This window comes from Amycolatopsis sp. NPDC051371 (genome assembly GCF_040682155.1).
GTDB lineage: Bacteria > Actinomycetota > Actinomycetes > Mycobacteriales > Pseudonocardiaceae > Amycolatopsis.
Genome location: NZ_JBFBAG010000003.1, coordinates 73,972 through 99,017, shown reverse-complemented (window position 1 = coordinate 99,017; position 25,046 = coordinate 73,972). Strand labels below are relative to the sequence as shown.

Annotated in this window: 26 protein-coding genes and 1 pseudogene; 19 read left to right on the top strand and 8 right to left on the bottom strand. The window is 67.4% G+C overall.

The window, feature by feature from the left end; all coding sequences use genetic code 11:
• Positions 1-129 precede the first annotated feature (129 nt).
• A pseudogene (locus AB0M59_RS04950) lies at positions 130-290 on the top strand ((S)-ureidoglycine aminohydrolase); the annotation flags it as partial.
• Positions 291-317: 27 nt separating this feature from the next.
• Here AB0M59_RS04950 and AB0M59_RS04945 read toward each other — a convergent pair.
• Positions 318-1,961, bottom strand: coding sequence for a class I adenylate-forming enzyme family protein (locus AB0M59_RS04945; protein ID WP_364608794.1), 1,644 nt, complete (start codon positions 1,959-1,961; stop codon positions 318-320).
• Positions 1,962-2,246: 285 nt separating this feature from the next.
• Here AB0M59_RS04945 and AB0M59_RS04940 point away from each other — a divergent pair, with 285 nt between their 5' ends.
• On the top strand, positions 2,247-3,080 hold the full coding sequence (locus AB0M59_RS04940; RefSeq protein ID WP_364608791.1) for a mycofactocin-coupled SDR family oxidoreductase: 834 nt from the start codon (positions 2,247-2,249) through the stop codon (positions 3,078-3,080).
• A gap of 3 nt (positions 3,081-3,083) precedes the next feature.
• Here AB0M59_RS04940 and AB0M59_RS04935 read toward each other — a convergent pair whose 3' ends face one another.
• Positions 3,084-3,725, bottom strand: a complete 642-nt coding sequence (locus tag AB0M59_RS04935; protein WP_364608788.1) for a TetR/AcrR family transcriptional regulator — start codon at positions 3,723-3,725, stop codon at positions 3,084-3,086.
• 328 nt (positions 3,726-4,053) lie between these two features.
• Between AB0M59_RS04935 and AB0M59_RS04930 the strand changes: the two genes are divergently transcribed.
• From AB0M59_RS04930 to ribB, 9 genes are all read left to right on the top strand, one after another.
• Positions 4,054-5,208 carry an LLM class flavin-dependent oxidoreductase gene (locus AB0M59_RS04930; protein WP_364608785.1) on the top strand — a complete coding sequence of 385 codons (1,155 nt, stop codon included), beginning with the start codon at positions 4,054-4,056 and terminating at the stop codon, positions 5,206-5,208.
• A 31-nt stretch (positions 5,209-5,239) separates the two neighbouring features.
• Positions 5,240-5,644: a nuclear transport factor 2 family protein gene (locus AB0M59_RS04925; protein WP_364608782.1), complete on the top strand. Its 405-nt coding sequence runs from the start codon at positions 5,240-5,242 to the stop codon at positions 5,642-5,644.
• Between the two features lie 76 nt (positions 5,645-5,720).
• Positions 5,721-6,827 (top strand): LLM class flavin-dependent oxidoreductase, encoded by a 1,107-nt coding sequence (locus tag AB0M59_RS04920; protein WP_364608779.1) that lies wholly within the window; start codon positions 5,721-5,723, stop codon positions 6,825-6,827.
• Positions 6,828-6,896: 69 nt separating this feature from the next.
• Positions 6,897-7,379, top strand: coding sequence for a nuclear transport factor 2 family protein (locus AB0M59_RS04915; RefSeq protein ID WP_364608776.1), 483 nt, complete (start codon positions 6,897-6,899; stop codon positions 7,377-7,379).
• Complete coding sequence (locus AB0M59_RS04910; RefSeq protein WP_364608773.1) at positions 7,376-8,200, top strand: enoyl-CoA hydratase-related protein; 825 nt, start codon at positions 7,376-7,378, stop codon at positions 8,198-8,200. Before AB0M59_RS04915 ends, AB0M59_RS04910 begins: the two co-directional genes overlap by 4 nt.
• On the top strand, positions 8,197-8,979 hold the full coding sequence (locus AB0M59_RS04905; protein ID WP_364608770.1) for an enoyl-CoA hydratase-related protein: 783 nt from the start codon (positions 8,197-8,199) through the stop codon (positions 8,977-8,979). The genes AB0M59_RS04910 and AB0M59_RS04905 overlap by 4 nt, the downstream gene beginning before the upstream one ends.
• A gap of 4 nt (positions 8,980-8,983) precedes the next feature.
• Positions 8,984-9,481, top strand: a complete 498-nt coding sequence (locus AB0M59_RS04900; protein WP_364608767.1) for a flavin reductase family protein — start codon at positions 8,984-8,986, stop codon at positions 9,479-9,481.
• A gap of 48 nt (positions 9,482-9,529) precedes the next feature.
• Complete coding sequence (locus tag AB0M59_RS04895; RefSeq protein WP_364608764.1) at positions 9,530-10,270, top strand: SDR family oxidoreductase; 741 nt, start codon at positions 9,530-9,532, stop codon at positions 10,268-10,270.
• A gap of 18 nt (positions 10,271-10,288) precedes the next feature.
• On the top strand, positions 10,289-11,902 hold the full coding sequence (gene ribB, locus AB0M59_RS04890) for a 3,4-dihydroxy-2-butanone-4-phosphate synthase (RefSeq protein WP_364608761.1): 1,614 nt from the start codon (positions 10,289-10,291) through the stop codon (positions 11,900-11,902).
• 684 nt (positions 11,903-12,586) lie between these two features.
• Here ribB and AB0M59_RS04885 read toward each other — a convergent pair.
• The 3 genes from AB0M59_RS04885 to AB0M59_RS04875 form a co-directional block, all read right to left on the bottom strand.
• On the bottom strand, positions 12,587-13,312 hold the full coding sequence (locus AB0M59_RS04885; protein ID WP_364608758.1) for an SAM-dependent methyltransferase: 726 nt from the start codon (positions 13,310-13,312) through the stop codon (positions 12,587-12,589).
• A 479-nt stretch (positions 13,313-13,791) separates the two neighbouring features.
• Complete coding sequence (locus AB0M59_RS04880) at positions 13,792-14,253, bottom strand: ABC transporter substrate-binding protein (RefSeq protein ID WP_364608755.1); 462 nt, start codon at positions 14,251-14,253, stop codon at positions 13,792-13,794.
• Positions 14,254-14,287: 34 nt separating this feature from the next.
• A complete protein-coding gene (locus tag AB0M59_RS04875; RefSeq protein ID WP_364608752.1) occupies positions 14,288-14,857 on the bottom strand; it encodes a hypothetical protein in 570 nt (189 codons plus the stop codon).
• A gap of 242 nt (positions 14,858-15,099) precedes the next feature.
• Here AB0M59_RS04875 and AB0M59_RS04870 point away from each other — a divergent pair, with 242 nt between their 5' ends.
• From AB0M59_RS04870 to AB0M59_RS04860, 3 genes are all read left to right on the top strand, one after another.
• Positions 15,100-16,065 (top strand): heme o synthase, encoded by a 966-nt coding sequence (locus AB0M59_RS04870; protein ID WP_364608749.1) that lies wholly within the window; start codon positions 15,100-15,102, stop codon positions 16,063-16,065.
• A gap of 48 nt (positions 16,066-16,113) precedes the next feature.
• Positions 16,114-16,947, top strand: coding sequence for an NAD(P)H-binding protein (locus AB0M59_RS04865; RefSeq protein WP_364608746.1), 834 nt, complete (start codon positions 16,114-16,116; stop codon positions 16,945-16,947).
• A gap of 92 nt (positions 16,948-17,039) precedes the next feature.
• Entirely contained in the window at positions 17,040-18,218 is a 1,179-nt protein-coding gene (locus AB0M59_RS04860; protein WP_364608744.1) for a glycosyltransferase, read from the top strand.
• Between the two features lie 68 nt (positions 18,219-18,286).
• On the opposite strand, the gene AB0M59_RS04855 is transcribed toward AB0M59_RS04860, so the two are convergent.
• Positions 18,287-19,138, bottom strand: coding sequence for an ester cyclase (locus AB0M59_RS04855; protein ID WP_364608741.1), 852 nt, complete (start codon positions 19,136-19,138; stop codon positions 18,287-18,289).
• A gap of 16 nt (positions 19,139-19,154) precedes the next feature.
• A complete protein-coding gene (locus tag AB0M59_RS04850; RefSeq protein WP_364608738.1) occupies positions 19,155-19,796 on the bottom strand; it encodes a hypothetical protein in 642 nt (213 codons plus the stop codon).
• Between the two features lie 643 nt (positions 19,797-20,439).
• Here AB0M59_RS04850 and AB0M59_RS04845 point away from each other — a divergent pair.
• The 3 genes from AB0M59_RS04845 to AB0M59_RS04835 are packed head-to-tail and all read left to right on the top strand — an operon-like array spanning position 20,440 to position 22,240.
• Entirely contained in the window at positions 20,440-21,531 is a 1,092-nt protein-coding gene (locus AB0M59_RS04845) for an FAD-dependent oxidoreductase (protein WP_364608735.1), read from the top strand.
• Complete coding sequence (locus AB0M59_RS04840) at positions 21,528-21,947, top strand: pyridoxamine 5'-phosphate oxidase family protein (protein ID WP_364608732.1); 420 nt, start codon at positions 21,528-21,530, stop codon at positions 21,945-21,947. Before AB0M59_RS04845 ends, AB0M59_RS04840 begins: the two co-directional genes overlap by 4 nt.
• Before the next feature lie 44 nt (positions 21,948-21,991).
• A complete protein-coding gene (locus tag AB0M59_RS04835) occupies positions 21,992-22,240 on the top strand; it encodes a hypothetical protein (protein WP_364608729.1) in 249 nt (82 codons plus the stop codon).
• Between the two features lie 48 nt (positions 22,241-22,288).
• Here the strand turns inward: AB0M59_RS04835 and AB0M59_RS04830 are convergent, their stop codons facing one another.
• Complete coding sequence (locus AB0M59_RS04830) at positions 22,289-22,942, bottom strand: antibiotic biosynthesis monooxygenase (protein WP_364608726.1); 654 nt, start codon at positions 22,940-22,942, stop codon at positions 22,289-22,291.
• 267 nt (positions 22,943-23,209) lie between these two features.
• Between AB0M59_RS04830 and AB0M59_RS04825 the strand changes: the two genes are divergently transcribed.
• Both AB0M59_RS04825 and AB0M59_RS04820 read left to right on the top strand, forming a co-directional pair.
• On the top strand, positions 23,210-23,680 hold the full coding sequence (locus AB0M59_RS04825) for an SgcJ/EcaC family oxidoreductase (protein ID WP_364608723.1): 471 nt from the start codon (positions 23,210-23,212) through the stop codon (positions 23,678-23,680).
• Between the two features lie 300 nt (positions 23,681-23,980).
• Entirely contained in the window at positions 23,981-24,922 is a 942-nt protein-coding gene (locus AB0M59_RS04820) for an amidohydrolase family protein (RefSeq protein ID WP_364608720.1), read from the top strand.
• The last annotated feature ends 124 nt before the right edge of the window (positions 24,923-25,046 follow it).

The following is a 25,046-nucleotide window of genomic DNA, read 5'->3' as shown; positions in this document are numbered from 1 at the left end:
ACACGCGCTCGTCTGTGCCGGCCAAAGGAGTGGCGATCTGCCAGCTGCTCGACGCGCCGGTGTCCGTGGATCGCAAGCGGATCCGCTGAGTGAGCTGCTCTATCGCGACCTGCCCCGGGTCGGAGAACGATCGTGACGTTTGAACCGGGCGCGGCGATCCCCTTCACCGAGGCGCATGTGATGGAGCACGGGCCGTACGTGCTGCAGGCAAGGCCGGTGGTCGGGGGCGATTCCGGTACCTGCTCTACAAGGACGTCAACCGGCACATGATCTTCTACCGGCACAGCTGAGCGTTGCGCCGGCCCTGGGCTTGCCGGCTACCGGCTTTCGCCGACGCGCGCGTTCAGCCTCTTGCGCAGGGCGGTCTTGTCGACCTTGGTCGCGGACATGGGCCAGTCCGCGTTCGTCATGAAGTAGATGGCGCGAGGCACCTTGAAACTCGCGATCTTCCCGCGGCAGAAGGTGATGAGGTCGTCGGGATCGAGGGCGTGGCCTTCCTTGAGCTCCACGAAGGCGACCGGCACCTCGTCGAGGCGGGGGTCGGGAGCGCCGACGACCTCGGCGAGTTTCACGGCGGGGTGACGGCAGAGGAAAGACTCCACTTCGATCGCGGCGACGTTTTCGCCGCCGACCTTGAGCATGTCCTTGGCCCGGCCGTGGAAGGTGAGGTGGCCGCTCGGTCGGCGGGAGTAGAGGTCGCTGGTGTGGAACCAGCCTTCGCTGTCGATCGCCGCGGCGGTCTTCTCGGGGTCCCGGTAGTAGCCCTCCAGGACGGAGTAGCCGCGGACCAGGATTTCGCCGACGCTGCCGTCGGGGAGGTCCAGGCCGGTGTCGGGGTCGACGATGCGGACTTCGAGGCCGGCCACCACGGTGCCGCCGGTCGCGGCGCGTTCCTCGGCGGTGTCGGCCGCCGTGCTGATGGCATACGCGCCGGCGGTTTCGGTCATGCCGCAGGCGTTGATGTGGTTGGCCTGCGGGAAGGCCTTCTGCACCTGGTCGAGCAGCGCGGGGGAGCCGATCAGCATGATCGACCGGAGGGAGTCGAGGGCCGGTCCGTCGCAGGCGGGGTCGGCGAGCAGGGCCTGCATGACCGCCGGGAACCACGGCCACGCCGACGTCACGCCTTCGCGTTTCATCATGTCCAGGGCACGGCCGGCGTCGAAGTGCGTGTCGGCGAGGTAGGTTCCGCCGAGCCCGATGGAGGCGATCAGCAGCTGGAGCGACGCGATGTGGAAGAGGGGGCCGGCGGACCAATACACAGGGGTTTCGCCGGAGGGCACCCGTTCGCGTGCGCGGGAGACCGGGCCGCGGCTGATGGCCTCGTGGGAAAGCATGCAGCCCTTGGGATTCGACGTCGTGCCCGAGGTGTAGAGGATCATGGCGAGGTCCCGGACGCGCACGTGCGCGCGGCGCGCGGCGACCGTGCCGGGGTCGGCGTCCGCCGCGAGTTCGTCGAACTCGTGCCGGCCGAGGAAGCCCCGCTTGTCCTCCCCGCCCAGCATCACCGCGCTGCGGAGCCGGGGCGCGATGGCGAGCCGGAGTGCCCGTGGATCGCCGGCGCTGTCGAGCCCGGGGAGGCTTTCGTGCAGGACGGCGGTGAAGTCGACGTGGTCTTCGACGAGATCCGTGGTGAGGATGGTGACGAGGTCGGCGTGCTCGACGACGTACCCGAACTCGGCGAGCTTGTAGCGGGCGTTGAGCGGAACGACGACCGCACCGAGGAGTGCTGCTCCGAAGACGGCCTCCACGTACTCGACGCAGCTGGGCATCAACAGCCCGACGTGTTCTCCGGGGCGGACGCCGAGGCTGTGCAACCCCCTAGCCACGTGCTCGGCGCCGCGAAGGAGGTCGGCGTAGGTGCAGCGCCGATCCGGGAAGGCGAGGGCCACCTGCTCGGGCGACCGATGAGCGGCGCGGACGAGCAGGTCGCCGAGGGGTGATACCTCGATCCAGTCAACCATCGTTGGCCTCCGGAGCGGTTGCACGAAAGGGGAGGACCGCCATGTCTTGACCGGCGGCGGCGCTCCCGTCGTCGGCAGGAGCGTAGCCGCGGGACTTCGAGTCAGTCAACGGCGGAGTAGACGACTCTGGTGTCGCGGTGGGTAGTCGTGTGGGTCACCTGCATCGCGACAGTAGCCGAGGGCAGTTGACGTGAACGTTGATAGTTGACGTGAGCGTTGATAACGTGCGCCGTCGAACCGGTACCGGTCAGGTGCCGGGTGGCCTCAGCGGAGAGGAGCGGTTCGATGGGTGGAGTTCTGCAAGGGAAAGTCGCACTGGTGACCGGGGCGGCGCGCGGTCAGGGCCGCAGTCACGCGGTCCGGCTGGCCGAAGAGGGGGCGGACGTGATCGCCGTCGACATCTGCGACCAGATCCCGTCGGTGGAGATCCCGATGGCGACCAAGGACGATCTCGACGAGACGGTCCGTCAGGTCGAGGCACTGGGCCGGCGGATCGTCGCGACGGTCGCCGATGTTCGCGACGGCGTCGGGCTCCACGATGTCGTACGGCACGGGGCTGCGGAGCTCGGCGGGCTGGACGTCGTCTGCGCGAACGCGGGCGTCTACGCGCTGACGCTCGACGAGCCGGCGGACGCTGCCGGCCGCCGCACGTTCTGGCAGGACACGATCGACGTGAACCTCACGGGAGTCTGGAACACCGTGGAGGCCGCCGCGCCGATCATGATCGAGGCGGGACGTGGCGGCGCGATCGTGCTGACGGCGTCCACGGCCGCCTCGAAGTCGGCGGCCAACCAGAGCTTGGCGATGAACGCCTACACCGCCGCCAAGCATGGCGTGGTGGGGCTGATGCGCAACTACGCGGTGGACCTCGCGCCGCACATGATCAGGGTCAACAGCGTCCACCCGACGGGCGTGCACACACCGATGGTGGAAAACGCGGTCGTCGAGCGCTACATGGCCCAGAACGCAGGCTTCGCGAAGCTGGTCCAGAACTCGCTGCCGGTCGGCGCCGTCGATCCGGTGGACATCAGCAACGCGATCGTCTACCTCGCCTCGGACGCGGGGCGGTACGTCACGGGCGTGCAGTTGCCCGTCGACGCGGGATTCCTGGTGAAGTAGCGGCTACATCCCCTCGAAGAACACCTTCGAGACCGCGTCGGCGACCTGGGCGGCGCTGAGCTTCGCGCCGGGTTTGAACCATCGGTGCATCCAGTTGCACATGCCGAAGACGATGTTGGCGGCGAGGACGACGGGGATGTCGTTGCGCAGCACCCCTTCGTCCATGCCTTCCTGGAGAAGGTCGATCCAGACCTTTTCGTAGCGCCGGGTCTCCCGCACCATCTGCGTGGCCCACGCAGTCGGCTCGTGGTTGACGTGCTGCATGTTCTCCTGCACGTAGACCGACATGTGCGGGTAGTGCTCCTCGTAGGAGGAGATCAGCTGGGAAATGAGCTTGTCCAGCTTCTCGCGCACCGGCAGGTCCAGGTCCTGGACGCGTTCGGCGTCGGCGAGGTTGCGGGCGAGGATGTCCCGGACCGCCTCCTGGAACAGCTCCTCCTTGCCCGAGACGTAGTAGTAGAGGGAGGCGCGGACGGAGCCGAACCGTTCCGCGATCTCGGCCAGCGTCGCGGCCTCGTAGCCCTTCTCCTTGAACACGTCAGCGGCGACGTTGACGAGCTGGCGGAGCTTGGTCTGGTACTCCTCGCCGCCTTCGGCGCGAGCCGCGAGTCGTCTCCGCTCGATGTTGCTCTGCGGACCGGACATTCGGCTCTCCTATCGCTTGTCGGGCAACCAGGTGTCGCGTCCACGATATCGCCCGATCGGCGCGCCGTGTTCGCCCAGGGGTGCGTGATTCAACGTCAGTGTTGACGCAAGTCCGGCTCGGCGCGTGGGGTATCTGGCCAGGTCGCCGGCTCGAAGGTGCTCAACAGGCGACGTCAGTGCAGACAGTTGACACTGGCGTTGACTGGTGAGACGCTCTCGGTGGCTCCCCAGGCACTACGAACCACTCGATCCGGCCGATCGAATCAACGTCAACGTCAACGTCAACTCGCCCAGCGTCCTCCCGGACGCCAGGCCCGTGGAGGACGAAGTGAAGTTCCACCTCATGCAGACCGGTGTGATCGGCCGCCGCCACGAGCTCGAGCAGGGAATGGCGGGCCAGCGGCCGGACCTCTACCAGCGCTACCTGGAAGAGGTGAAGGGGTACGTCCGCCTCGCCGACGAGCTCGGTTACGCCAGCTACTGCTCGCCCGAGCACCACCTGCAGATCGAGGGGTTCGAGATCACCAACCACCCCGGGATGTGGGGGCTGTTCGTCGGCGCGCACGCCAAGCGGATGAGCGCCGGGATCCTCGGCTACGTGCTGCCCACGCACAACCCGGTCCGGGTCGCCGAGGAGATCGCCACTCTCGACCACATGCTGCGGGGCAGGCTCATCGTCGGGTTCACCCGCGGATATCACGCCCGCTGGGTCGACTCCTACGCCGCGGTCCGCGGGACCGGCGCGACGAACGTGCTGCACGCCAAGGCCAAGAACGAACAGGACGCGGTCAACCGCGAGATCTTCGAAGAGTCCGTCCACGTCGTGAAGAAGGCGTGGGAGAACTCGGTGTTCAGCCACAAGGGCAAGTACTGGGAGTTCCCTCCCGAAGGTGGCTCGGCCGGGCACCCCGGGTACGCCGAGTTCGGCAAGGGCATGGACGAAAACGGCGTCGTCCGCGAGATCGGGATCGCACCGCGGCCGTTCCAGAACCCGCATCCGAAGCTCTACGGCGCCTTCGCCTACAGCATGCGCACCGTCGACATGTGGGCGCGGGAAGGGGGCAAGCAGGTCGTGTTCGCCACCGACCTCGACTTCTGCGAAGCCCTGTGGAACCGCTACTCGGAGACCGCGAAGAAGGCCGGGCGTGACGTTCCCCGGGAGGACATCGGCGCCTGGGGCGGCTTCCTGATCCTCACCGACGACCGGGAGCAGGCCGCCCGGCTGGAAGCGGAGCACCGCTGGTTCTGGGACAAGTGGTTCATCCCGCACGGCCAGCAGTTCCCCAACGTCCTCATCGGCACCGCCGACGACATCTCACGCCAGATCGAGCAGGCCCACGACCGGCTGGGCTTCGACGAATGCTTCCTGATGTTCGGCCAGGGCCACCTCGAGCCCGGCCGCAACGAGGACGAGCTCGCGCGGTTCGCCGAAGAGGTCGCGCCGCGGTTCGCGACCAAGGACGCCGAAGGCACGCTCAGCTGACCAACGCCCCGACCGGAAAGGACGTCACCGAATGTCGACCGAGGACGTGAGCAAGAACGCCGTCACCCATTTCCTCGAGGTGTTCTCCTCGGGAAACGTCGAGAAGATCCTGGCCGGCCTGACCGACGACGCGACCTGGTGGGTTTCGGGCCGGCTGAAGGGCATGTCCGGCACCTACGACAAGGCGGCCTTCGGGCAGCTCATCAGCAGCGTGGCCGACGTCTACGTCAGCCCGCTGCGGATCACCCCGATCTCGATGGTCGCCGAAGGCCGCAAGGTCGCCGTCGAAGCCGATTCCCGCGCCGAGCTCAAGGACGGCCGGGTGTACGACCCGCGCTGCCACTTCCTGTTCGAAGTCGCTCTGGACGGCCGGATCTCCGTCGTCCACGAGTACCTCGACACCCAACACGCCTACGAAACCTTCTTCGGTTCGTAGCGGCCCCCGGTCGCGACCGGCCGGGACGCCCTGTTCTGCACAACGAAGTCCAGCCAGGTGAGGAGCACAGAAACCGATGGATTCCGGACTCATCCACATCCCGTACATGCGCCCGGAGCGCACCAGTCGCCAAACTTTCGAGTGGGCGCTGGAAAACGCCCGTCAGGCCGACGAAGCCGGCTTCACCGAATTCATGGTGGCTGAGCACGCGACCCAGAAGTGGGAATGCATCCCCGTCCCGGAGTTGGTCATCGCGGCGGCCGCGACGCAGACCGAGCGGATCAAGTTCGCCCCGATGGCACACCTGCTCCCGCACCACCACCCCGCGGACCTCGCGATCCAGGTGGGCTGGCTGTCGCAGATCCTGGAGGGTCGCTACTTTCTCGGCGTCGGAGCCGGCGCGTACCCCCAGGCGTCCTACCTGCACGGCATCACCGACCTCGCGACCAACCCGGCGAGGGTGCGCGAGTCGTTGGAGATCATGGAGAAGATCTGGAAGCGCGAACCCTTCTTCCAGCAGGGCCAGTTCTGGGACGCGGGGTATCCCGAGGAGGTCGACGACGGCCAGGGGCACGACGACCACAAGCTGGCCGACTACAGCCCGTGGGGCGGCAAGCTGGACATCGCCGTCACCGGGTTGAGCGTCAACTCGCCGTCCATCCGGTTCGCCGGTGAGCGCGGCTTCATGCCGGTTTCCATCTACTCCGGGTCTTCGATCCTCAAGACCCACTGGGAGACCTACGAAAAGGCCGCGCTCGAGCACGGGCACACCCCGGATCGCTCCAAGTACCACGTCTCGCAGACCGTGTTCGTCGCCGACACCGACAAGGAAGCGAAGAAGCTGGCGATGGAGGGCGGCGTCGGCTACGCGTTCGAGCGCTACCTGTGGCCGATCTGGCAGCGGTTCGGCATGCTCGACGGCTACATCAAGGACGCGGGCGCCGATCCCTCGGACGTCGACCTCGAGTGGATCTGCGACAACGTGTGGGTCGTCGGATCCCCGGAGACCGTGATCGAAAAGCTGAACAAGCTCTACGAGTTCACCGGCGGCTGGGGCACCCTGCAGGTCGAGTCGCACGACTACCTGGACGACCCGTCGCCGTGGTTCCAGTCGTTGCGGCTGATCGCCCAGGAGGTCGCCCCGAAGATCCAGCTGCCCTTCAGCGTCGCCACCGGCCGCTGATCTCGTCCCCGGGACGGGCGGGCGCCCCGTGGGGCCCCGCCCGGGCCGGCCGTACACCGGGAGAACATCGTGACGACCACCCAGAAACCGACCGAGACGCTCGTCGCCGAACTGGTGGAGATCGAGCGGATCCACCGGCTGTTGTCCGACTACGCCTTCCACCTCGACATGAACCACCCGGACGAGATCGCGGCGCTGTTCACCGAGGACTGCTACGTGGCCTACGGCCCGGACTTCGGTGCCGAAGGCCGGGAGGCGTACCGGGAGACGCTGGGCGGGATCGGCAGCTTCTTCGCCGCGACGAGCCACCACGTGTCGAACATCGTCGTCGACTTCGGGCTGGACCTGGCCACGGCGACCGTGCGGTCGGTGCTCCACGCCTGGCACCGGTACACGAAGGACCGCCCGGACGGGCACTTCTTCGGCCAGTACCACGACGAACTGGTTCGCATCGACGGCGACTGGCGTTTCGAGCGGCGTGAACTGCGTGCGGCCGGTGTGGTGGACTTCCACGTGAAAAAGCAGATCCCGATCGGGCGCGCCGGGTCGTGACCGACTACCAGGATATCCGGGTGGAGCACCGCGGGCCGATCAGCTGGATCGTGCTGGACCGGCCGGACAAGGCCAACGCGCTGTCGAACGCGATGCTCGACGAGTTCTCCGACGCGCTGGCCCGGCTCGCGCACACCGGCGGCCCGGTGATCGGCATCCGGGGCGAGGGCAAGGGGTTCTGCACCGGGTACGACATCGGCCAGGTCGGCACGCCCAAGGCCGTGGACCCGGTCGCCGACCGGGACCGGCTGGCCCGCAACGTCGAGCGCTACCTGGCGATCTGGGACCACCCCAAGCCGGTGATCGCCGCCGTGCACGGCTACTGCGTGGCCGGGGCGACCCAGCTGTGCGTGTTCACCGACCTGACGATCGTCGCCGAGGACGCCCGGATCGGCGAGCCCGCGCTGCCGCTGGGCGGCGGCTACATCGCGCCGCTGTGGGCACCGCTCGTCGGCCCGAAACGGGCCAAGGAACTGGCCTTCCTCCCGCGGAACGCGATCGACGGGACCACCGCCGTCGAATGGGGCTGGGCCAACCGCGCCGTGCCCGCCGCCACCTTGGTCGAGACGGTCGAGGACCTGGCCGCTCGGATCGCCCGCATCCCGTCCGACGTGCTTCGGATCAAGAAGCTGTCGATCAACCGGGCGATGGACGCGATGGGCGTCCGCACGGCCGCCGCGGGCGTGGCGGAGATGGACGCGCTGCTGCACCTGTCGCCATCGGTGGGGCAGTTGCGGGCCCGGATCGCCGAAGTCGGACTGAAAGAGATGATCGCCGAGTTCCGGCGCGCCCCCGAACCCGAACGAAAGGAAGGCACGTGAGCTCCGGAGTCGAGTTCGTCAAGGACGGCCACATCGCACACGTGACCCTGGACAACCCCAAGGCCCTCAACGCGATCACCCCGCGGATGGACGACGCGTTGTTCGCCGCGTGGACCGAGGTCGACGACGACCCGGAGATCCGGGCCGTGATCCTCTCGGCGACGGGGGAGAAGGCCTTCTGCGCCGGCGCCGACGTATCCGGATCCGGCGGAGGCGACGGCCCCGAGCGGCGGATGGCGCTCGGCGGTGGCCTCACCGGTGTCGGCGGGCCGATGCTCACCCTGCGCAAACCCCTGATCGCCGCCGTTCAGGGATACGTCATCGGCGGCGGCTGCGAACTGGCCATGTGCGCCGACATCATCGTCGCCGCCGACACCGCCCAGTTCGGGATTCCCGAGACCAAGGTCGGCATCATCGGCGAGGCCGGGATCATGCACCGGGCCATCCGCCAGCTGCCGCACCACGTCGCGCTGGCGATGATCCTCACCGGAGAACGGTTGCCCGCGGCCAAGGCCGAACAGTACGGCCTGGTCAACGAAGTCGTCACCTACCAGGACCTCGCGGCCGCCGCGCGGCGGTGGGCGGAGAAGATCATCGTCGGCTCCCCGCTGGCGGTGCAGGCGGCGAAGGACGCAGCGTTGTCCCGCCTCGGCTGGCCGCTGGACGTCGCACTCGCTACCCGCTACGAGCCCATCGAGGCGTACGCGTCGAGCAAGGACCGGCTCGAAGGGCGTGCCGCGTTCGCCGAGAAACGCAAGCCACAGTGGCAAGGACGGTGACGAAATGCTGAAAGTCGATGCCCTGCCCGACGATCCGGCCGAGCTGCGGCGTGCCTACAGCTGCTTCCCGAGCGGGATCACCGCGGTGTGCGCGATCGACGGCGGCGAACCGGTCGGCATGGCCGCCAGCTCGTTCACCTCGGTCTCGATCGATCCGCCGCTGGTCTCGGTGTGCGTGCAGAACACCTCGGCCACCTGGCCCCGCCTGCGTGAACGGCGGCGACTGGGACTGAGCGTGCTGGCCCACGGCCAGGACGGCGCCTGCCGCTCGCTGTCGGACAAGCACGGGGACCGGTTCGCCGGGGTGAGCTGGGAACCGAGCGCCGACGACGCGGTATTCGTCCACGGGGCGACGGCCTGGCTGGAGTGCTCCGTCCACGGCGAACTGCCCGCGGGCGACCACGCGATCGTGCTGCTGCGGATCCACGGCCTGCGCGCCGACCCCGAAAGCGAGCCGCTCGTCTTCCACGGCAGCAGGTTCCGGCAGCTCGTCGCCTGCTGAGCGACCCGCCCGGGAATGCTGCCGGAAACCGCGGAGGAAAGGAATCTCATGGGACGACTCGAAGGAAAGGTCGCGATCGTCAGCGGCGGCGCGCGCGGAATGGGTGCCGCACACAGCCGCGCGATCGTCGCCGAAGGCGGGCAGGTCGTCATCGGCGACATTCTCGAGGCCGAGGGCCGGGCACTGGCCGACTCACTGGGCGAGGCCGCCGCCTTCACCACGCTGGACGTCACCGATGCCGATGACTGGGCGCGGGCGGCCGACCTCGCGCTCAGCCGGTACGGACGGCTGAACGTGCTGGTCAACAACGCGGGGATCTGCACCATGGGCAGCCTCCTCGAGTACACCGCCGACGACTGGAACCGGATCATCGGCGTCAACCTCACCGGGCAGTTCCTCGGCATCAAAGCCTCGGTCGCGGCGCTCGTCGCCGCGGCGCCCGCGTCGATCATCAACATCGCGTCGACCCAGGGCATGGAGGGGATCGCGCAGCTGCACGGATACACCGCGTCGAAGTTCGGCGTGCGGGGGCTGACGAAGTCCGTCGCGCTCGAGCTCGCGGCGCAAGGAGTGCGGGCCAACACCATCTGCCCCGGCACGATCGCGACACCCATGAACGAGGGCCTCGACGTCAGCGGGTTCAACCCGATGAACCGCAAGGCCGACCCGCGGGAGGTCGCCTCGCTGGTCGTCTACCTGGCGAGCGACGAATCGAGCTTCATCACCGGCACCGAGATCGTGGTCGACGGCGGCGAACTCGCCGGGCACGGTCCGCTCGTCGGCACCTGACCATCCCGGGAGTCTTCCATGACACTGACCGCCGCGGCCGCCACCACCACCGGTTCCGATCCCGGTATCCGCCGCGCCCTCGATGCGCTCTCGGCCGGCCGCCCGGTGATCGTCGTCGACGACGAGGACCGCGAGAACGAGGGTGATCTCATCTTCGCGGCCGAGCTCGCCACGCCGGCTCTGATGGCGTTCCTGGTCCGGCACTCCTCGGGTTTCGTGTGCGTCGCCCTGCCCGGACCGGACTGCGACCGGCTCGGCCTGCCACCGATGCACCAGACCAGCACCGACCACTACGGCACCGCCTATTGCGTCACGGCCGACGCGGTCGGCGGCGGCACGACCACCGGGGTGTCCGCGACCGACCGGGCACGGACCGCGAGGGCCCTGGCCGATCCGGCGTCGGGACCGCGGGACTTCAGTCGCCCAGGTCACGTCGTGCCCCTGCGGGCCCGCCCTGGCGGCGTGCTCGAACGAGCCGGGCACACCGAGGCCGCGGTGGATCTGATGACGCTCGCCGGCCTGCGACCGGCGGGCGTGCTGTGCGAGATCGTCAGCACCCGGCATCCCACCCGGATGGCCAGGCGCGCGGAACTCCGTGCGTTCGCCGCCGCGCACGACCTGGAAATGGTGTCGATCGCGCAACTCGCCGGCCACCGCCGCCGCACCGAACGCCAGGTCGTGCGCGAGGTGCCGGCCACCGTGGCGACCACCGGGCAGTTCCGCACCATCGGCTACCGCGGGACCGTGGACGGCGCCGAACACCTCGCGTTCATCTGCGGTGAGGTCGAAGGACGTATCGACGTTCCCGTCCACGTGCACCACGAGTGCGTCCCAGGCGAGGTCCTCGGCGCCGAGAACTGCGACTGCCACACCACGCTGGCCCAGGCGCTGACGACCATCGAACGCAGCCGATGCGGCATCGTCGTGTACCTCCGCCCCCCGTCCGAACCGCCGCCGGGCCGGGCCACCCAGGCGCAGGTCGTAGCCGACATCCTCGCCGACCTCGGCGCCGCTGCTGTCCGGCTGCTGCCAGTGGCCCGGCACACCCCTGACCCGGGTACGGCGCCATCGCGTTGGATCGGGCTTTCGGGTACGGCCTGCGTGAGCGCGACGGGACCCGGCGTGTCTGAGCGGACTGGGCAGATCGTCGACGCGGCACGCGTGCTGATCGACGAAGGCGGCTCCGCGGCTCTGACCATGCGAGCACTCGGCGACCGGCTGGGCATCCGCGCTCCGTCGCTCTACAAGCACTTCCCGGACAAGGGCGCGGTCGAAGCACAGGTGATCACGCTCGCCATGCGGGAGCTGGCGAGCGCGCTGGCACGAACCGACTCCTTGGTCGCGCTCGCGGCGACCTACCGTGCCTATGCGCTCGCGCATCCCCATCTCTACCGGCTGATGAACTCCGGACCGCTCCCTCGCCACCTGCTGCCGCCCGGAGTTGAGGAAGCGACCACGCTGCCGCTTGTGCGCGCTGTCGGCGGCGAGATGAACCGGGCGCGCGCTGTCTGGGCGTTCGCGCACGGCATGGTCATCCTCGAGCTCGACGGCCGCTTCCCGCCCGACGCGGACCTCGACAGCGCTTGGCGCACGGGGCTGGCAGCGTTTGCCGATCCTGCTCGACACTGTTGAGGCTGTCCTGACAGCGGCGGCCAACCCTCGAGCTAGGTCTCCGGTTCCCACGGCAATCCCGTGGGCGGGGACCGAAGTCCAGCCGGTCAAGCCCTGGATCATGCTGCCCGTCCGCCATATCCAGTACGACGGAATGCCGTGAGCCACGTGTCGAAGTCTCAGCGCACGCTGGGCGGCAGGTCGGCGCACCGGGCCCGGTTCTGCTGCGTCACGTGTTCGAACGCTTGCCCCTTGCCACCGGACGCTACGGGGTTGCCAGCTACCTTGATCCAGTGCCCTTCGCTGATTTCGAGCGGTACCCGAATCGGCCGGGTGCGCGTGTGGAATTCGCGCCGCATCGGCGAGCCACGGTTGTTCAGGTCGCGGCGGCTCGGGCTTGCTGCGGAGTGGTCCCGGACCACTGGTGGAAGGCCCGGTAGAACGAACTGGGATCGTCGTAGCCGAGCAGTAGCGCGATTCGGTGACGGAGACTTCGGGTCGTTCCAGGTAATGCCGGGCCAGGGCGTGCCGGGTCTCTTCCAGCACCGCTTGGAAGCCAGGGTCGAGCAGGTCGAATCCAGCGAAGAGGCGCCTGACGTCCGTTTCGGCACGGCAGCGAATGGCGTGGTGGCAGCAGGATTCCCACCTTCGCTCGATGGCAGCGGTCAGTGAGCTCTCCCCGGTGGGGTCGTCCAGCGGTGACCATCAGTTGAGGGCGAGCACCGATCCGGGTGCTAGCAGAGTGCGGTATGCCGTCAGCGCTGAGGTGAGGCGGTCGTCGTCCGGTTCGTGCTGCACGCCGGTGGTCAGCAGCACCGCAACCGGGCGGGTGAGGTCGAGCGCCGAGCTGACCGTTTCGTGGCTGAGCAGGCCCCCCGGGTCGAGGTGGTCGGCTTGGACCACCTCGGTGCGGTCGTTCTCGTCGAGCAGCGCGCGTTCGTAGCTGAGGACGAGGTTGTCGGTTTCGACGTAGATGACTTTCACATCGGGATTGTGTCGCTGGGCGGTTTGGTGGGTGTTGTCGCTGGTGGTGGGCAGTCCGGCGGCCAGGTCGAGGAACTGGTCGATGCCGCGGGCGGCGAGATGGCGGACGACGCGGACGTGCCATGCCCGGACTGCGCGGAGCAGGTCGGCGAAGCCGTCGCCGGGCACGTCCAGCGGCTCGTAGGCGTCGGCGAGCAGCTCGGCGGAGAACTCGTCGAGGTTGTTCTGGTCGCCGTGCCCGGGGTGGCGTTCGGCGGTGGCTGAGCGGGCGGTGAATCGGTTGAGCAGGGTCGGGCCGTCGGCGGTGAGCTGCACCTGGACGACGTGTGCACCGGTGTCTCTCATCAGCCGCCGGAAGTCGTCGCTGGAGTGGGTCCGGCGGAAGTTCGACTCGGTCACGCAGGAGGCGCCGGCGTCGAGGATGTCGGTGAGCTGGGTGAACAGCACGGCGGCGGCTGCGGCTGCGAACCCCTTGGACTGGAGGCAGTCGCCGTAGCCCAGCGTGTCGAATAGGGCTTCCTTGATCGCGTCGCGCGAGAGCAGCGGCAGCGTCAGCCGTGTGGCAAGCTCGCGGCGAGGGTGCTCTTGCCGACGGCGGGCGGACCGGACACGACGATGACGGTGGGAGTGCTGGGCACAGACTGGTCTTTCTGTCGGGTGCAACGACTATCAGAATCATGAACGTGAGGCTCCGAGCACCGCGGACGGTGCCCGTGGGCACGGTTCGTCAGGCCCGGCGCGACTTCGTGGCCGCAGACGGCGCCCGGCCAGCTGGCGCGACCCGGCAAAAGATGTGACCGAACTGGCTCGGCGCATGTGGTCAGTCGACGGGGAGTGCAGCACCTTGCCCGATAGGAATGGTCGTCCTTCCCGGTAAGCTCCTCGGGCAATCACACGGAGCGCGCCCACGCTGGCCGCCGCCTGAGTCAGAAACGGCTCGGGCAGGTGGCCGCGTCGACCTCGCCGGCCTTGAGTGCCTGAGCCATGTTCGGGAATGGGAGCTGCTGCCACTGCACCTTCGAGAAGTCGACGCCGTTATCGGCCATGACCGACTTGGTGAGGACGCCGGATGCCTGCGTGATCGAGCTGACCGCGATCCTCTTGCCGGCGAGATCGTGGACGTTCTTGATTCCCGAGTTCGGCACGGTCACGATCTCGTTGCTCTTGGGGCTGGCCCACGTACCATCGGCGACGAGCCGCAGTTCTGCGACGTCCCGTGCCAGTGCGAGAAATATCGCGGGATAGGTCGACAGGCCCACGTCCACTTCACCGCTCTGGACCTTGGTCAGAGACACCTCCGTCTTGGCGGCCGGCACCTCCCGCACGTCCAGGCCCTCGGCCTTGAAATAGCCGTTGTCGAGTGCGATCCAGAACGGCGCCAGGTCCACGGTGGCGACCGTTGCGACCGCGATGGTGCTTTTTTCAATGCCGCCGGCCCCCGGGGCCTGACTCGGTCGAGTTGCCGCCGCCTTTGAGGGGCTGATTGACCGACTCGATCCGCTGGCGGACGCCGCCGAGGTTGCCGTTGCGGTAGGTCTCGTCCCTGCGGTCGGGTCGCAGCAGCTCGAGGCCCATCGCGGTGGTCAGCTGCTTGAACTCCATACCGGCGAAACCTTTATCCGCCAGCAAGATCTGTCCGTGTCGGAAGAGGTGGTGGTTGTCCTCGAGCAGGGCGGCCAGCACCTCGCGTTCACCGAGTTTCGGGTTGGCCAAGCACCACATGACCGGCATTCCGTCTCCGGCGCAGACGAGGTAGAGCTTCAGGCCCCAGTACCAGCGTGAGTGTGACGCGCAGTAGCCATAGCCGGCGTGCCCGGCCAGATCGGAGCGCTTCACGGTTTCTCGTGACATTCCGCAGGGAACCGGGGTGGCGCCGGTGATCCATAGGTCGTCGAACCAGGACGGGCTGCACGCGGCCAGTGTGAGGATCGCCTTGCACAACAACGACTGCGCTGACTTGAGCCGTTTGTGGTAGCCGGACTGGGTGAGCATGGCGGGGAACATCACGCGCCATCCGGCGTCGGCGTGGATGCGCCGGATCCAGCGTCGTTCACTGTTGTAGGGGTCGACGGCGCGCTCTGGGGCGAACGAACGCGGAAGGCGCTCGCCGCGGGTGGTTCGCGCTACAGAGTGAGTACACCATCCGCGGAATCAAGGTCTGGACGCACGCCCCGCGGGCCGCTGGTCGGATGATGGTAGGGTCCTGATAGACAGCATGCTGACTAGTTGGTGAGGTGCGTCGTGCGTCCTGCCGTTCATCTCGTCTGGAAGCTCAGCCGGTGAGCGCCGTGGTACGGAGCGGGCTCGGCAGCGCCATCCGGAGTTCGTGGCCCCGGGGCCGGGCCTACCTCGTGATGACCAAACCGCGGATCGTGACGCAGTTGCTCATCATCACGTTGCCGGCGATGCTGCTGGCGGAGCGAGGCCTTCCACCGGCGAAGGTCGTGTTCGCCACGCTGGCCGGGGGCGCGATGGCGGCGGCCAGTGCCGGCGTCTTCAACTGCGTGCTTGACGCGGACATCGACGCGGTCATGAACCGGACGCGTCATCGCCCACTGGTCCAGCAGGTCGTTCCGATGGGCCGTGCCGTGGTCTTCGGCGCTTTGCTGGGCTGCGGATCCGCGACATTGCTACTCCTTACGACCAATCTGCTCACCACCGTACTCACTGTCTTCGCCATCTTCTTCTACGTTGTCGTCTATACAGCTGTACTGAAGCGGCGAACCACCCAGAACGTGGTGTGGGGCGGAGTGTGCGGCTGCATGCCGGTTCTGATCGGTTGGTCGGCGGTCACCGGAACGGTGGAATGGCCGGCATTCGCTCTGTTCGCGGTCGTCTTCTTCTGGACACCGCCACACTCGTGGGCGCTGGCGATGAAGTACCGGGAGGACTACGTCCGCGCCGGCGTTCCGATGTTGCCGGTGAAAGGAACCGGCGAGCAGGTCGTGACTCGCATATCCGTCTACTCGTGGGCGGCGGTCACGAGCACTTTCCTGCTGATTCCGGTTACTGGATGGGTCTTCGCCGCCGCCGCTCTCGCCTGTGGGGCATGGTTCCTGGTCGCGGTCCACCGGCTGCGCTCAGCCGTTCGGAGCGGTGCCGAGGCCGATGCGATGACGGTCTTCCATCGCTCCAACCTGTTCCTGTGCTCGATTTTCGCGGCGCTGGCTGTGGACTCGTTGACGGTGCCGCGTTGGTGAAACGGTTCCGCGCTGTTCGGAAGTAATATTGACAGAAGGAGGTTCGCGATGTTTTTCGTGACCGGGGCGACCGGCAATGTCGGCCGCAACGTGGTTACGCAGCTGCTGGCCGAGGGGGTGAAGGTGCGTGCCGCCAGCCGGAACCCCGAGCACGCGAGTCTGCCGGGCGAGGTCGAGGTCGTGCGGGCCGACCTAGCCGACGTCTCTTCGCCGCAGGCTGTCTTCCAAGGGGTCGACGGCCTGTTCCTGTTCCCGGCGCGCGGCCCGCTGGCCGGGTTCGTGTCCGCCGCCGCGCAGGCCGGGGTCAAGCGCATCGTGCTGCTGTCCTCGTCGGCGGTGGCCGACGAGCGGTTGAAGGCGACACCCATCGGCGCGACTCACATTGCCGCGGAACAGGCCGTCGAAGCCGCGGGGGTGCAATGGACATTCGTCCGGCCCGGACCGTTCATGGTCAATGACCTGGCCTGGGCCGCGGGGATCAAGTCCGCGGGGATCGTGCGTGCCCCGTACGGCGAGGCGGTCGCGGCACACATCGACGAGCGCGACATCGCGGGAGTAGTGGTGCGGGCTTTGCTCGAGGACGGGCATGCGGGCAACGCATATGAGGTGACCGGTCCCCAAGCACTGAGCCAGGTCGAGCGGGTGCGCGTTCTCGCGGAGGTGCTCGGTCGCCCGATCCGCTTCGAAGAACAGCCGGTAGCCGAGATGCGCGAGCAACTGCTCCGGCAGGTTCCCGAAGAGCTGGCCGATGTCATGCTCGAGCTGCTCCGCCTAGGTGTCGAGGAGTCGGTGAAAGTGTCGCCCACCGGGGCGGAGGTGCTCGGTCGCCCGCTGCACACTTACGAGGAATGGGCAGTTCGTCACGCGGGAGATTTCCAGTAGGGAGACGGAGTCAACGGTGCTGAACACCGTGCTGCTCCGGGCAGTGCCATCGATACCCGGTAAGTTGACCATCTTGTTCGGGGGTAATCGCTTTGCGAATCCTTTTTACTGCTCTGCCTACCTTCTCTCATCTCGTTCCGCTGGTTCTGCCGGTCGCGAGGCTGGCTCGAAAAGCCGGGCACGAGGTCGCGATCGCGACCGGCGCGGGGCTGGCTGACCGGGTCGAGCGGGAAGGCGTCACGGTGTTCGGAATGGATGACCTGCTTACGCCGGAGCGTATCGTGCGCGACCCGGATCTTGCGGCGCAGTTCGGGTTCGACATCGACTTCGCTCCGGGCACGACCACCCGGGAGCTGGTGGCCGAGTCGTACGCGAAGATGTTCATCGGCTTGTGCGCGCCCAGCTTCGTCGCCGAGTCGCGGTCGGTCGCGGAATCGTGGAAACCGGATCTGGTGCTGCGTGAGACCACGGAGTACGGCGGTTACTTTCTCGCCGAGCAGCTCGGAATCGCTCATGGCGTGCTCGACATCGGACCGATGGCACCGGTGGGAGATCCGGCTGTGCTCGCCGCGGTGAACGAGCAGCGCGCTCGGCTGAACCTCGACCCAGCGAACGACCCGAGGAGCCTCAACGGGCTTTTCCGCGCTGGGTTCGTTCCGGAATCCTTCTATGGAGACGATGCGCTGGAAGTGCGTTGCTATCGGATGGAGGACGAGCGGGAGACTCTCGAGCCGGCTGTCGCCGGCTTGTCCGGCGACCGGCCGATCGTCCTTGCCAGCATGGGTTCCAACTTGCCGAGGACGCTCGGTCCGGGGCCGTCGATTTTGGATATCTTGATCGAGGGACTCGCGGCGCTTCCTGTCACTGGGATCGTGGCGATCGGCCGTGATCCCAAGACTTGGCAAGGGGCATCCGCGAGTAACGTGCATCTGGCCTCGTTCGTGCAGCAACGGACGTTGCTGCAGGCCTGCGACGCGTTCGTCACCCACGCCGGCTTCAACAGCACGAGGGAGGCACTGGGAGCGGGCGTGCCGATGGTGGCGCTTCCGGCTTTCGCCGAGCAGCCGGCCAACGCGGCACGCGCCGCCGCACTCGGTGCGGCCATCCATCTGCCGATCGACCAAGCCAGCCCTGACTCGGTGGCTGAAGCCGTCGACCGGGTGCTCGTCGAGCGTTCGTTCCGCGCGCGAGCCAAGGGTTTGCAGCGCGCTACACTCGCGCTTCCGCCCGCGCGTCAGCTGATCGACGATCTGCAAGCCGCACTCGGCTAGGTGAACGGGGTGGGGTCGGCATTGTGACGTTCCCACCCCGCTCGTTTGCTCACCGGGTGGCGAGTCGGCTACCTGAGCGTCAGGCCCAGCTGCTTGGCCAGGTTCAGCTCGTCGGCGAGGAACCACCCTTCCGCGATGCAGTTGTCATCATCGAATCGCAGCACGGCGACCGCCGTCCAACCGACGCGCTTGCCGGTTGCCGGCTGGCCGAGGAATGTACCGGCGTGTGTGGCGTCGATGTGCCATTTCGCCCAGACGGCGTCACCGGCACCGTCGATCGCTTCGATGGTGCGCTCCTGATCGGACAACACTGCATTCATCGCCGCGAGGCCGCTGCGGAAGCTCTCGTATACAGCCCCACCCGGGGCGCCTTCGCGCCCGCCGGTCGCGGCCATGAGATCGGCGAGTCCGACCCGTAAGGTGACGAACGTCGGCGCGAAGATCTGCTCCACCAGATCCAGTCGCCCGCCCACGATCACGTCATGTTGGAGCCGCCGGAACATCTCGATGTTGCGTGCGACCTGGTCGCCGGCGTCCCCGTTGCCGGCGAGGTTCACGGAACCCAGCTCCTCCTGGAGAATACGTGCGCCGTGCACGACCGCGCTCATGCCGGTGGCATTGGCGGCGATTTCGAGTCCCTGGAGGATCTGGGGCACCTGCAGTCCGTCGCGAAGGCAGCGCCGTAGGTGAACACGGAATTCCGGCCAGTCGCCCGTGGCCGCCGGTAACACGATGACGAGCAGTTTGCGCGTCGCGGCCGGGAACGCTGCGTCGTCGCGGCCGTAGAGCACGTTCGCGAACTGCTGGTATGCGGACAGGAAGGCCGGGTCGGCCTGGGCGAGGTAGACGTGCCCGGGATCGACCTCGTCACCCATTTCGCGTTCGAAGAACGCGCGGGCTCCATCGGGACCTGTGGTCATGGTGTCGCCGGCCCTTTCACTGGGTGGGTGCCGCGGCGGAACGCAGAGTGTCGAAGGTCGGAACGTCGGCGAGTTGGCCGACGGCGTTCGCCATGGTCCAGAACGCCTTGATTCCCGCTACATCTTGCTGTGTCAGGCTGCCGTATTTCGGGTCGGTCGTGCTCCACCACCAGTTGAGGTAGTCGACGTCACCCGGGTTCGCGCCATCTACCTTGCCGGCGAGCTCCTGCTTGTCGGATCGGGCGTAGTCCACGCTCGTTCGCAATGCGGTGGTGAGTTTCGTCAGGTCGGCGCTCCGATCGCGCTCGACCTCGGGGTAGGTGGCCAGCACGGTCGTCACGGGGTATGCGCCCAGCGCCTTGTGTACGTCCTGGCTGACGTGCACAAGGGGTCCGTATCCCTGAGTGTGCTCGAGGAGGTACCGCGGCTTGTTCAGGTTGGTGGCCGCGTCGACGCCTCCGTTGTTCAGCACACTCACGAGTGCCTCCGGTGCGGTCGGCTGGAATGTGATGTCGCCGCCCTGCAGGCGGGTGTCCATTCCGTACAGTTTGGACAGCACGTACTGGGTCTGGATGGTCGAGCTTCCGGTCGGCGAGCTGATCGCGACCTTGCGGCCGCGGAGCTGCGCAGGTTCCGTGATGCCCGACGCGGCGGTCACGTCGACGACGGTCGCGTCGGTGTCATTGAGACCGGCTATGAGAATCGGCGTGGAGAGACCCTTCTGCCGAGGACGAAGTCACGATCATGGGTGCGACACTGCACGGCCTTGTGTCGCTCTACCTCAATGGGTTGACCGACGCGGACAGTGACCGCCTGGTGGCGCTCGCCGCCCGCGCCGCCCGGGATCTCGTGCGTCGTCGGGGGTGTGGGTGTCCAGGAAAGCTGACAGGTTGGCGAGGTGGTGCCGTGCTGCGGTCTGTCCGTCCTGGCAGGTGTCTGGCGGCGGTCAAGCCGGCTCTGGCGTCACGGTTGCCGACCGAGGTTGACACCTCCCTCCGAGTGCGAACAGCGTCTGCGGCAGCTTCCGCTGAAAGTCGGAGGGACTTGTTCGAGGCGTTCGGCAAGTGCTTCCGTAACCGAACGCTGGGACGCGTAGGCGAGCTCGCGGCGCAGCTCGGTCGGCACGATCGCGACGGCCCGCTGGTCTCCTGCGTCCGGCACGCGGTGTGGTAACCCACGGTGCTCTTCTCGGTCTACCAGGCCGGTTTGATCAGCGGGAGTGCCATGTTTCCTGGCAGCAGTCGGCACCATGTACTACATTAGTACGCAAGCTGATAGTTTTGTACTCAAATGGAGGCGATGTGGCACCGGCTGTTGTGGTCGTTGGTGGCGGTTATGGTGGAGTGACGGTCGCGAAGGCGCTGGACGGCGTCGCGAGCGTCGTGCTGGTCGAAGCGAAGAACGCATTCGTCCACTCGGTGGGCGCGCTGCGGGCGGCGGTTCGCCCAGACTTCACGCCGAAGATCTTTTTTACCTATGACAAGCTGCTGACGCGAGGGCGCGTGGTTCACGACCGGGCGGCCGAGGTCACACCGGGCAGCGTAGTGCTGGCCTCGGGAGAACGCCTTGCGGCCGACTACATCGTGCTCGCGACGGGTTCGCGCTACCCGTTCCCGGCGAAGAGCCCGTGGGATGACAGCGCCCAAGCGGCTGAGGCCTACCGCGACACCGCGAAGTATCTCGACTCTGCTAACCGCGTACTCCTGCTCGGTGCAGGCCCCGTGGGCCTGGAGTTCGCGGGCGAGATCCGTGCACAATGGCCTGACAAGTGGGTGACGCTCGTCGATCCCGCGCCCGTCCTGCTGGCGGGCTACGCGTCCGAGCTTCAGGCCGAGATCCGCCGCCAGCTGGACGAACTGAAGATCGAGCTGCTGCTCGGCACCTCGCTGGCCGAGAACCCGGAGACCGCGAGTGGTACGGCCGGCGCGTTCGCCGTGACCACGGATACTGGGCACGAGCTCGCGGCCGACATCTGGTTCCGGTGCTATGGCGTCCTGCCCAGCAGTGACTACCTCGCAGGCGAGCTGGCTACGGCCCGGCTGGGCAGCGGTCAGGTCGAGGTCGACGAGACGCTCAGGGTGCGCGGGCAGGAGGCGGTCTTCGCGCTGGGCGACATCACGGCGGTCGCGGAGCCAAAGCGCGCAGGCGCGGCTATGCGGCACGCGGACGTCATCGCCGAGAACATCAAGGCAGTGGTGACGGGAGAGGGAGAGCAGCGTACCTACCAGCCTGGGCCGGCTGCGCTCCTGCTTCCGCTGGGGCCTGAATGGGGCGCGTCGTACCTACCCGGTGCGGGCCTGATGGGCCCCGAGCAAACGGCACAGCACAAGGGCGCGGACCTGATGATCGGTCGTTTCCAGCAGATCTTCGGCCTGAACGGGGGCGACCGGTGAACCTCATCAACGCCGACGAAATAGAGTTCCTGGCAACCCATCGCATCGGACACCTGGCGACCGTCGGAAAGTCCGGTAAGCCGCACGTCGTCCCGGCCGGCTACCACTTCGACGCAGAGCGGGGCGTCATTAAGATCGGTGCGCATGTGCTGCCGGAACGCGGCCAGGAGCGGCTGTATGTCAGGCACCTGAAGAACAATCCGCTGGTGGCCTTCGTGGTCGACGACCTCACGACGGAACCGGCCTGGAGGCCGCGCGGAGTGACAGTGAAGGGAACTGTGAAGCTGCACTCGGAGGGCGGCGAGGTGCTTGGGCCCGGTTTCGGGCCCAACTGGGTCGAGATCGTGCCGGACTGGTTGTCTTCCTGGGGAATCAACGCAGATCCGCTTCACCCCGCAGTGCCGCGAAGGGTCTAGCTGGGCGCGTCCTTCGGGTGTCTTTCCAACTGTCGCGCGGATTCTTGCCGCAGGAGCCTCGTCTGGGGACCCGGGCACGGACCGGGGAGCAACTGTTCACCTACCACAAGGACCCCGACGGCAACACGATCGAGCTGTTCACCCAGCTCGACCTGATGCACGACGAGAACAAGGGTTACGGGGAGCCGCGCCCGTGGCAAGAGTCCTACCCGCTGTACCCGAAGACGTGGGAGGTTGACCTGGCCACGGTCAACATCTGGGGTCCCATCAACCAGAAGATGATGGACCGATGACCCACCGGGCGGGGCCTTCGTTGCCCGTCGCCCTGTGGCTCACAACCGTCAGGCCTCGGCCAATGACGGATGGGGCAGGTCGGTGACGTGGATGAGGTCGTGAAGCCGCAGGCGCGGTGACCGCGGGAGTACTCCGAGCAGGGGGCAGACGATGCGCCGCGCTTTGCCGAAGGCGGCCAGCACGTCGGGTTGCCGGAAGATCGCGAGGAAGTCCTGCCTGCTCTCGTACTGGCCCACGTTCACCGCGTGCCGTCCGTCGGTGCTCATCAGCACGTTGTTCGACACGTACCCCGGTTGCTTGCGCACGTAGGGGATCGTGTGCGCGAAGTACTCGACCGCCTCTTTCTGCTTGCCGTCCGCCACCAGGAACACGTTGACGAAATGGAACTCCGGCGAGCCTCCTTCGATGACGGATTGGACTGACTTGTCGAGCTGATCGACGATCTCCACCTGATAGAGATCGGGCGCCGCCACCGGTTCTCCCGCCCAGGCGGAGATCGTCGCGACATCCCGCTTGCTGTGTCCGCGCAGAACGACCCCGCTCTTGATCAGTCCCTCGGTCAGGTCCCGATCTGTGGCGGCAATGGAGCGGCGTACGAGTGGCGGCTGATCGTGGGGCTGCGGGACCTGGACGACATCCAGGCGCAGCAGCCCGGCGTCCTTGCCGATGGTCAGCCGGGCAGGGTGTCCGAGATCGGGCACGACAGGCTCCTCAATGTGCCGTCGGTGACCAAGGTGAACGTCAGTCACGACGATCAGCTGTCGGTTGGGCGAGTCGCTCTACGTTCGGCTAGGTACGTAGATAAGAGTGTATGCTGATAAACAGCATGCTTATCAGTTTACCGTCTTGTCGACCTGGTTGGAGAGCGAGGACATCCGGGCAGGCACACAGGGGTTGTTCAGTGCCATGCTGATAGTCGGCATGCTGAGTGGATTGCAGCAGGCCCGCAGTCGAAGGAGGGAGCAGGTATGGCTGACAGCTTTGATACGGCCACGCCGAAGGAGCTGGTTTCGCTCGTGTTCGAGGTATGGAACAGCGGGGACCCCGACGCACTCGGTGCCCTCTTTCCCGTGGACGGCGAGTGGACCACCCCGTACGGTTATCCGATGGTTGGTCCGTGGGAGATCGCCGAAGGGCATCGCGGCGTGATGCAGGGGATCTTCGCGAGCGCCGTCCTCGAATGCACCAACGTCCGGACGAAAACCCTGGCGGACACGCTGGTCTCGATCGACGCGCGGTGGCTGATGGCCGGCCAGGTGGCGCCTGACGGCAAGGCGATCCCGGAACGCGAGGGTTCGATGCACATCATCGCGGAAAAGGGGCCGCATGGGTGGCGGCCGATCATCCTGCGGAACCAGGAGTATGCCGGTCCCTACCGGGAGCTGGCGAAGCGACAAGACGTGGCGGGAGGGAACCCGCACGGCGTTCCTGAAGCCTGACTCGATCTCGGTGCCATGTCCGCCGGACAGCGATCCGCCGTTTACGGGCGCTGGAAGCGGCGACGGCTGCGCGAGGAGGTTCCATGCCGCACCCGCTCGGCGACATCGTGGGGGCACGGCGCGTCCTGGCCGGAGTCCATCCCGCTTGTGCTCCCCGCGACAAGTACCAGGCTGGGCCGGCCGGCATTGCGTATGCCGCGGTGTTCCTGGCGTCGGACGGCCCCAGTTGATGACGGACGCGGACCTCGTGATCGACAGCGGCTGGACCGCGACCAAAGTGGAGAGGAGGGACACGGTCCGATGCTCATCGACGTCCATGCCCACGTGTATCCCAGTGACTATCTCGACCTGCTCGAGCGCAGCGGTGTCAAGACGACCGGCAGCCACCGCGGTCTCGGTGCGGACGACACCGATACCGACCTTTCGGCGCGGTTCGCCCTGATGGACGAGGCCGGCGTTGATCTGCAAGTGCTGAGCGCGGCGCCGATGTTCGGGCACTTGGACGACTGCGCGCAGGCCGCCATCGCGACCCGGACGATCAACGACCGGTACGCCGAGCTGACAGCGCGCCATCCCGGGCGGTTTCGCGCGTTCGCCACCGTGCCGTTGCCTCATCTGGACGACGCGCTGGTCGAGCTGGCCAGGGCCCTGGACGAGCTCGGCATGGTGGGTGTGACGCTGGGCACCACGATCGCGGGCAGGGCACTAACCGATCCCGTGTTCACGCCGTTTTGGGCGGAGCTCGACCGGCGGGCCTCGGTGGTGTTCCTGCACCCGGCGGGAGACAGTGCCGGCTCAGCGCAGATCGAAGGTGCGCTGCGCTGGCTCGTCGGTGCACCGATGGAGGACACGATCGCGGCGGCCAAGCTCATCACCGAGGGCCATCTTGTGCGGTTCCCCCGGGTCCGGGTCATCAACTCGCACTTCGGTGGGGCGCTGCCCCTGTTGCTGGAGCGATGGGACAGCCTGTCCCGCCTCGGCGGCGCCGAGCCGGAGGTCATGCCCAGCGTAGCGGCGCGAAAGATGTGGTACGACACGGTGAGCCACGGCTCCGCGACAGCGCTGCTTGCGGGAGTGGGCGCGGTCGGCGCCGACCGCCTCCTGCTGGGCAGCGATTTCCCGTACCAGACCGGCTCGGTCTTCACGCACGGCGCGGTTGGGTTCATCCGCGAGACGCTCGATGACGACGAAGCGATGGGCATCCTTGACACCAACGCGACGGCGTTGTTCGGCCTGACGTAGCACTCCGTCGGGTCCCGCAGCGGCGCCAGTCGGGGACTTCGCGGGTGCTGTCCTCCGGGTCATGAGCGATGGCAGCGGCGGTAAGAGCGGCAATCCAGCCGGGCAGCAGGTCGTGGCCGAATCG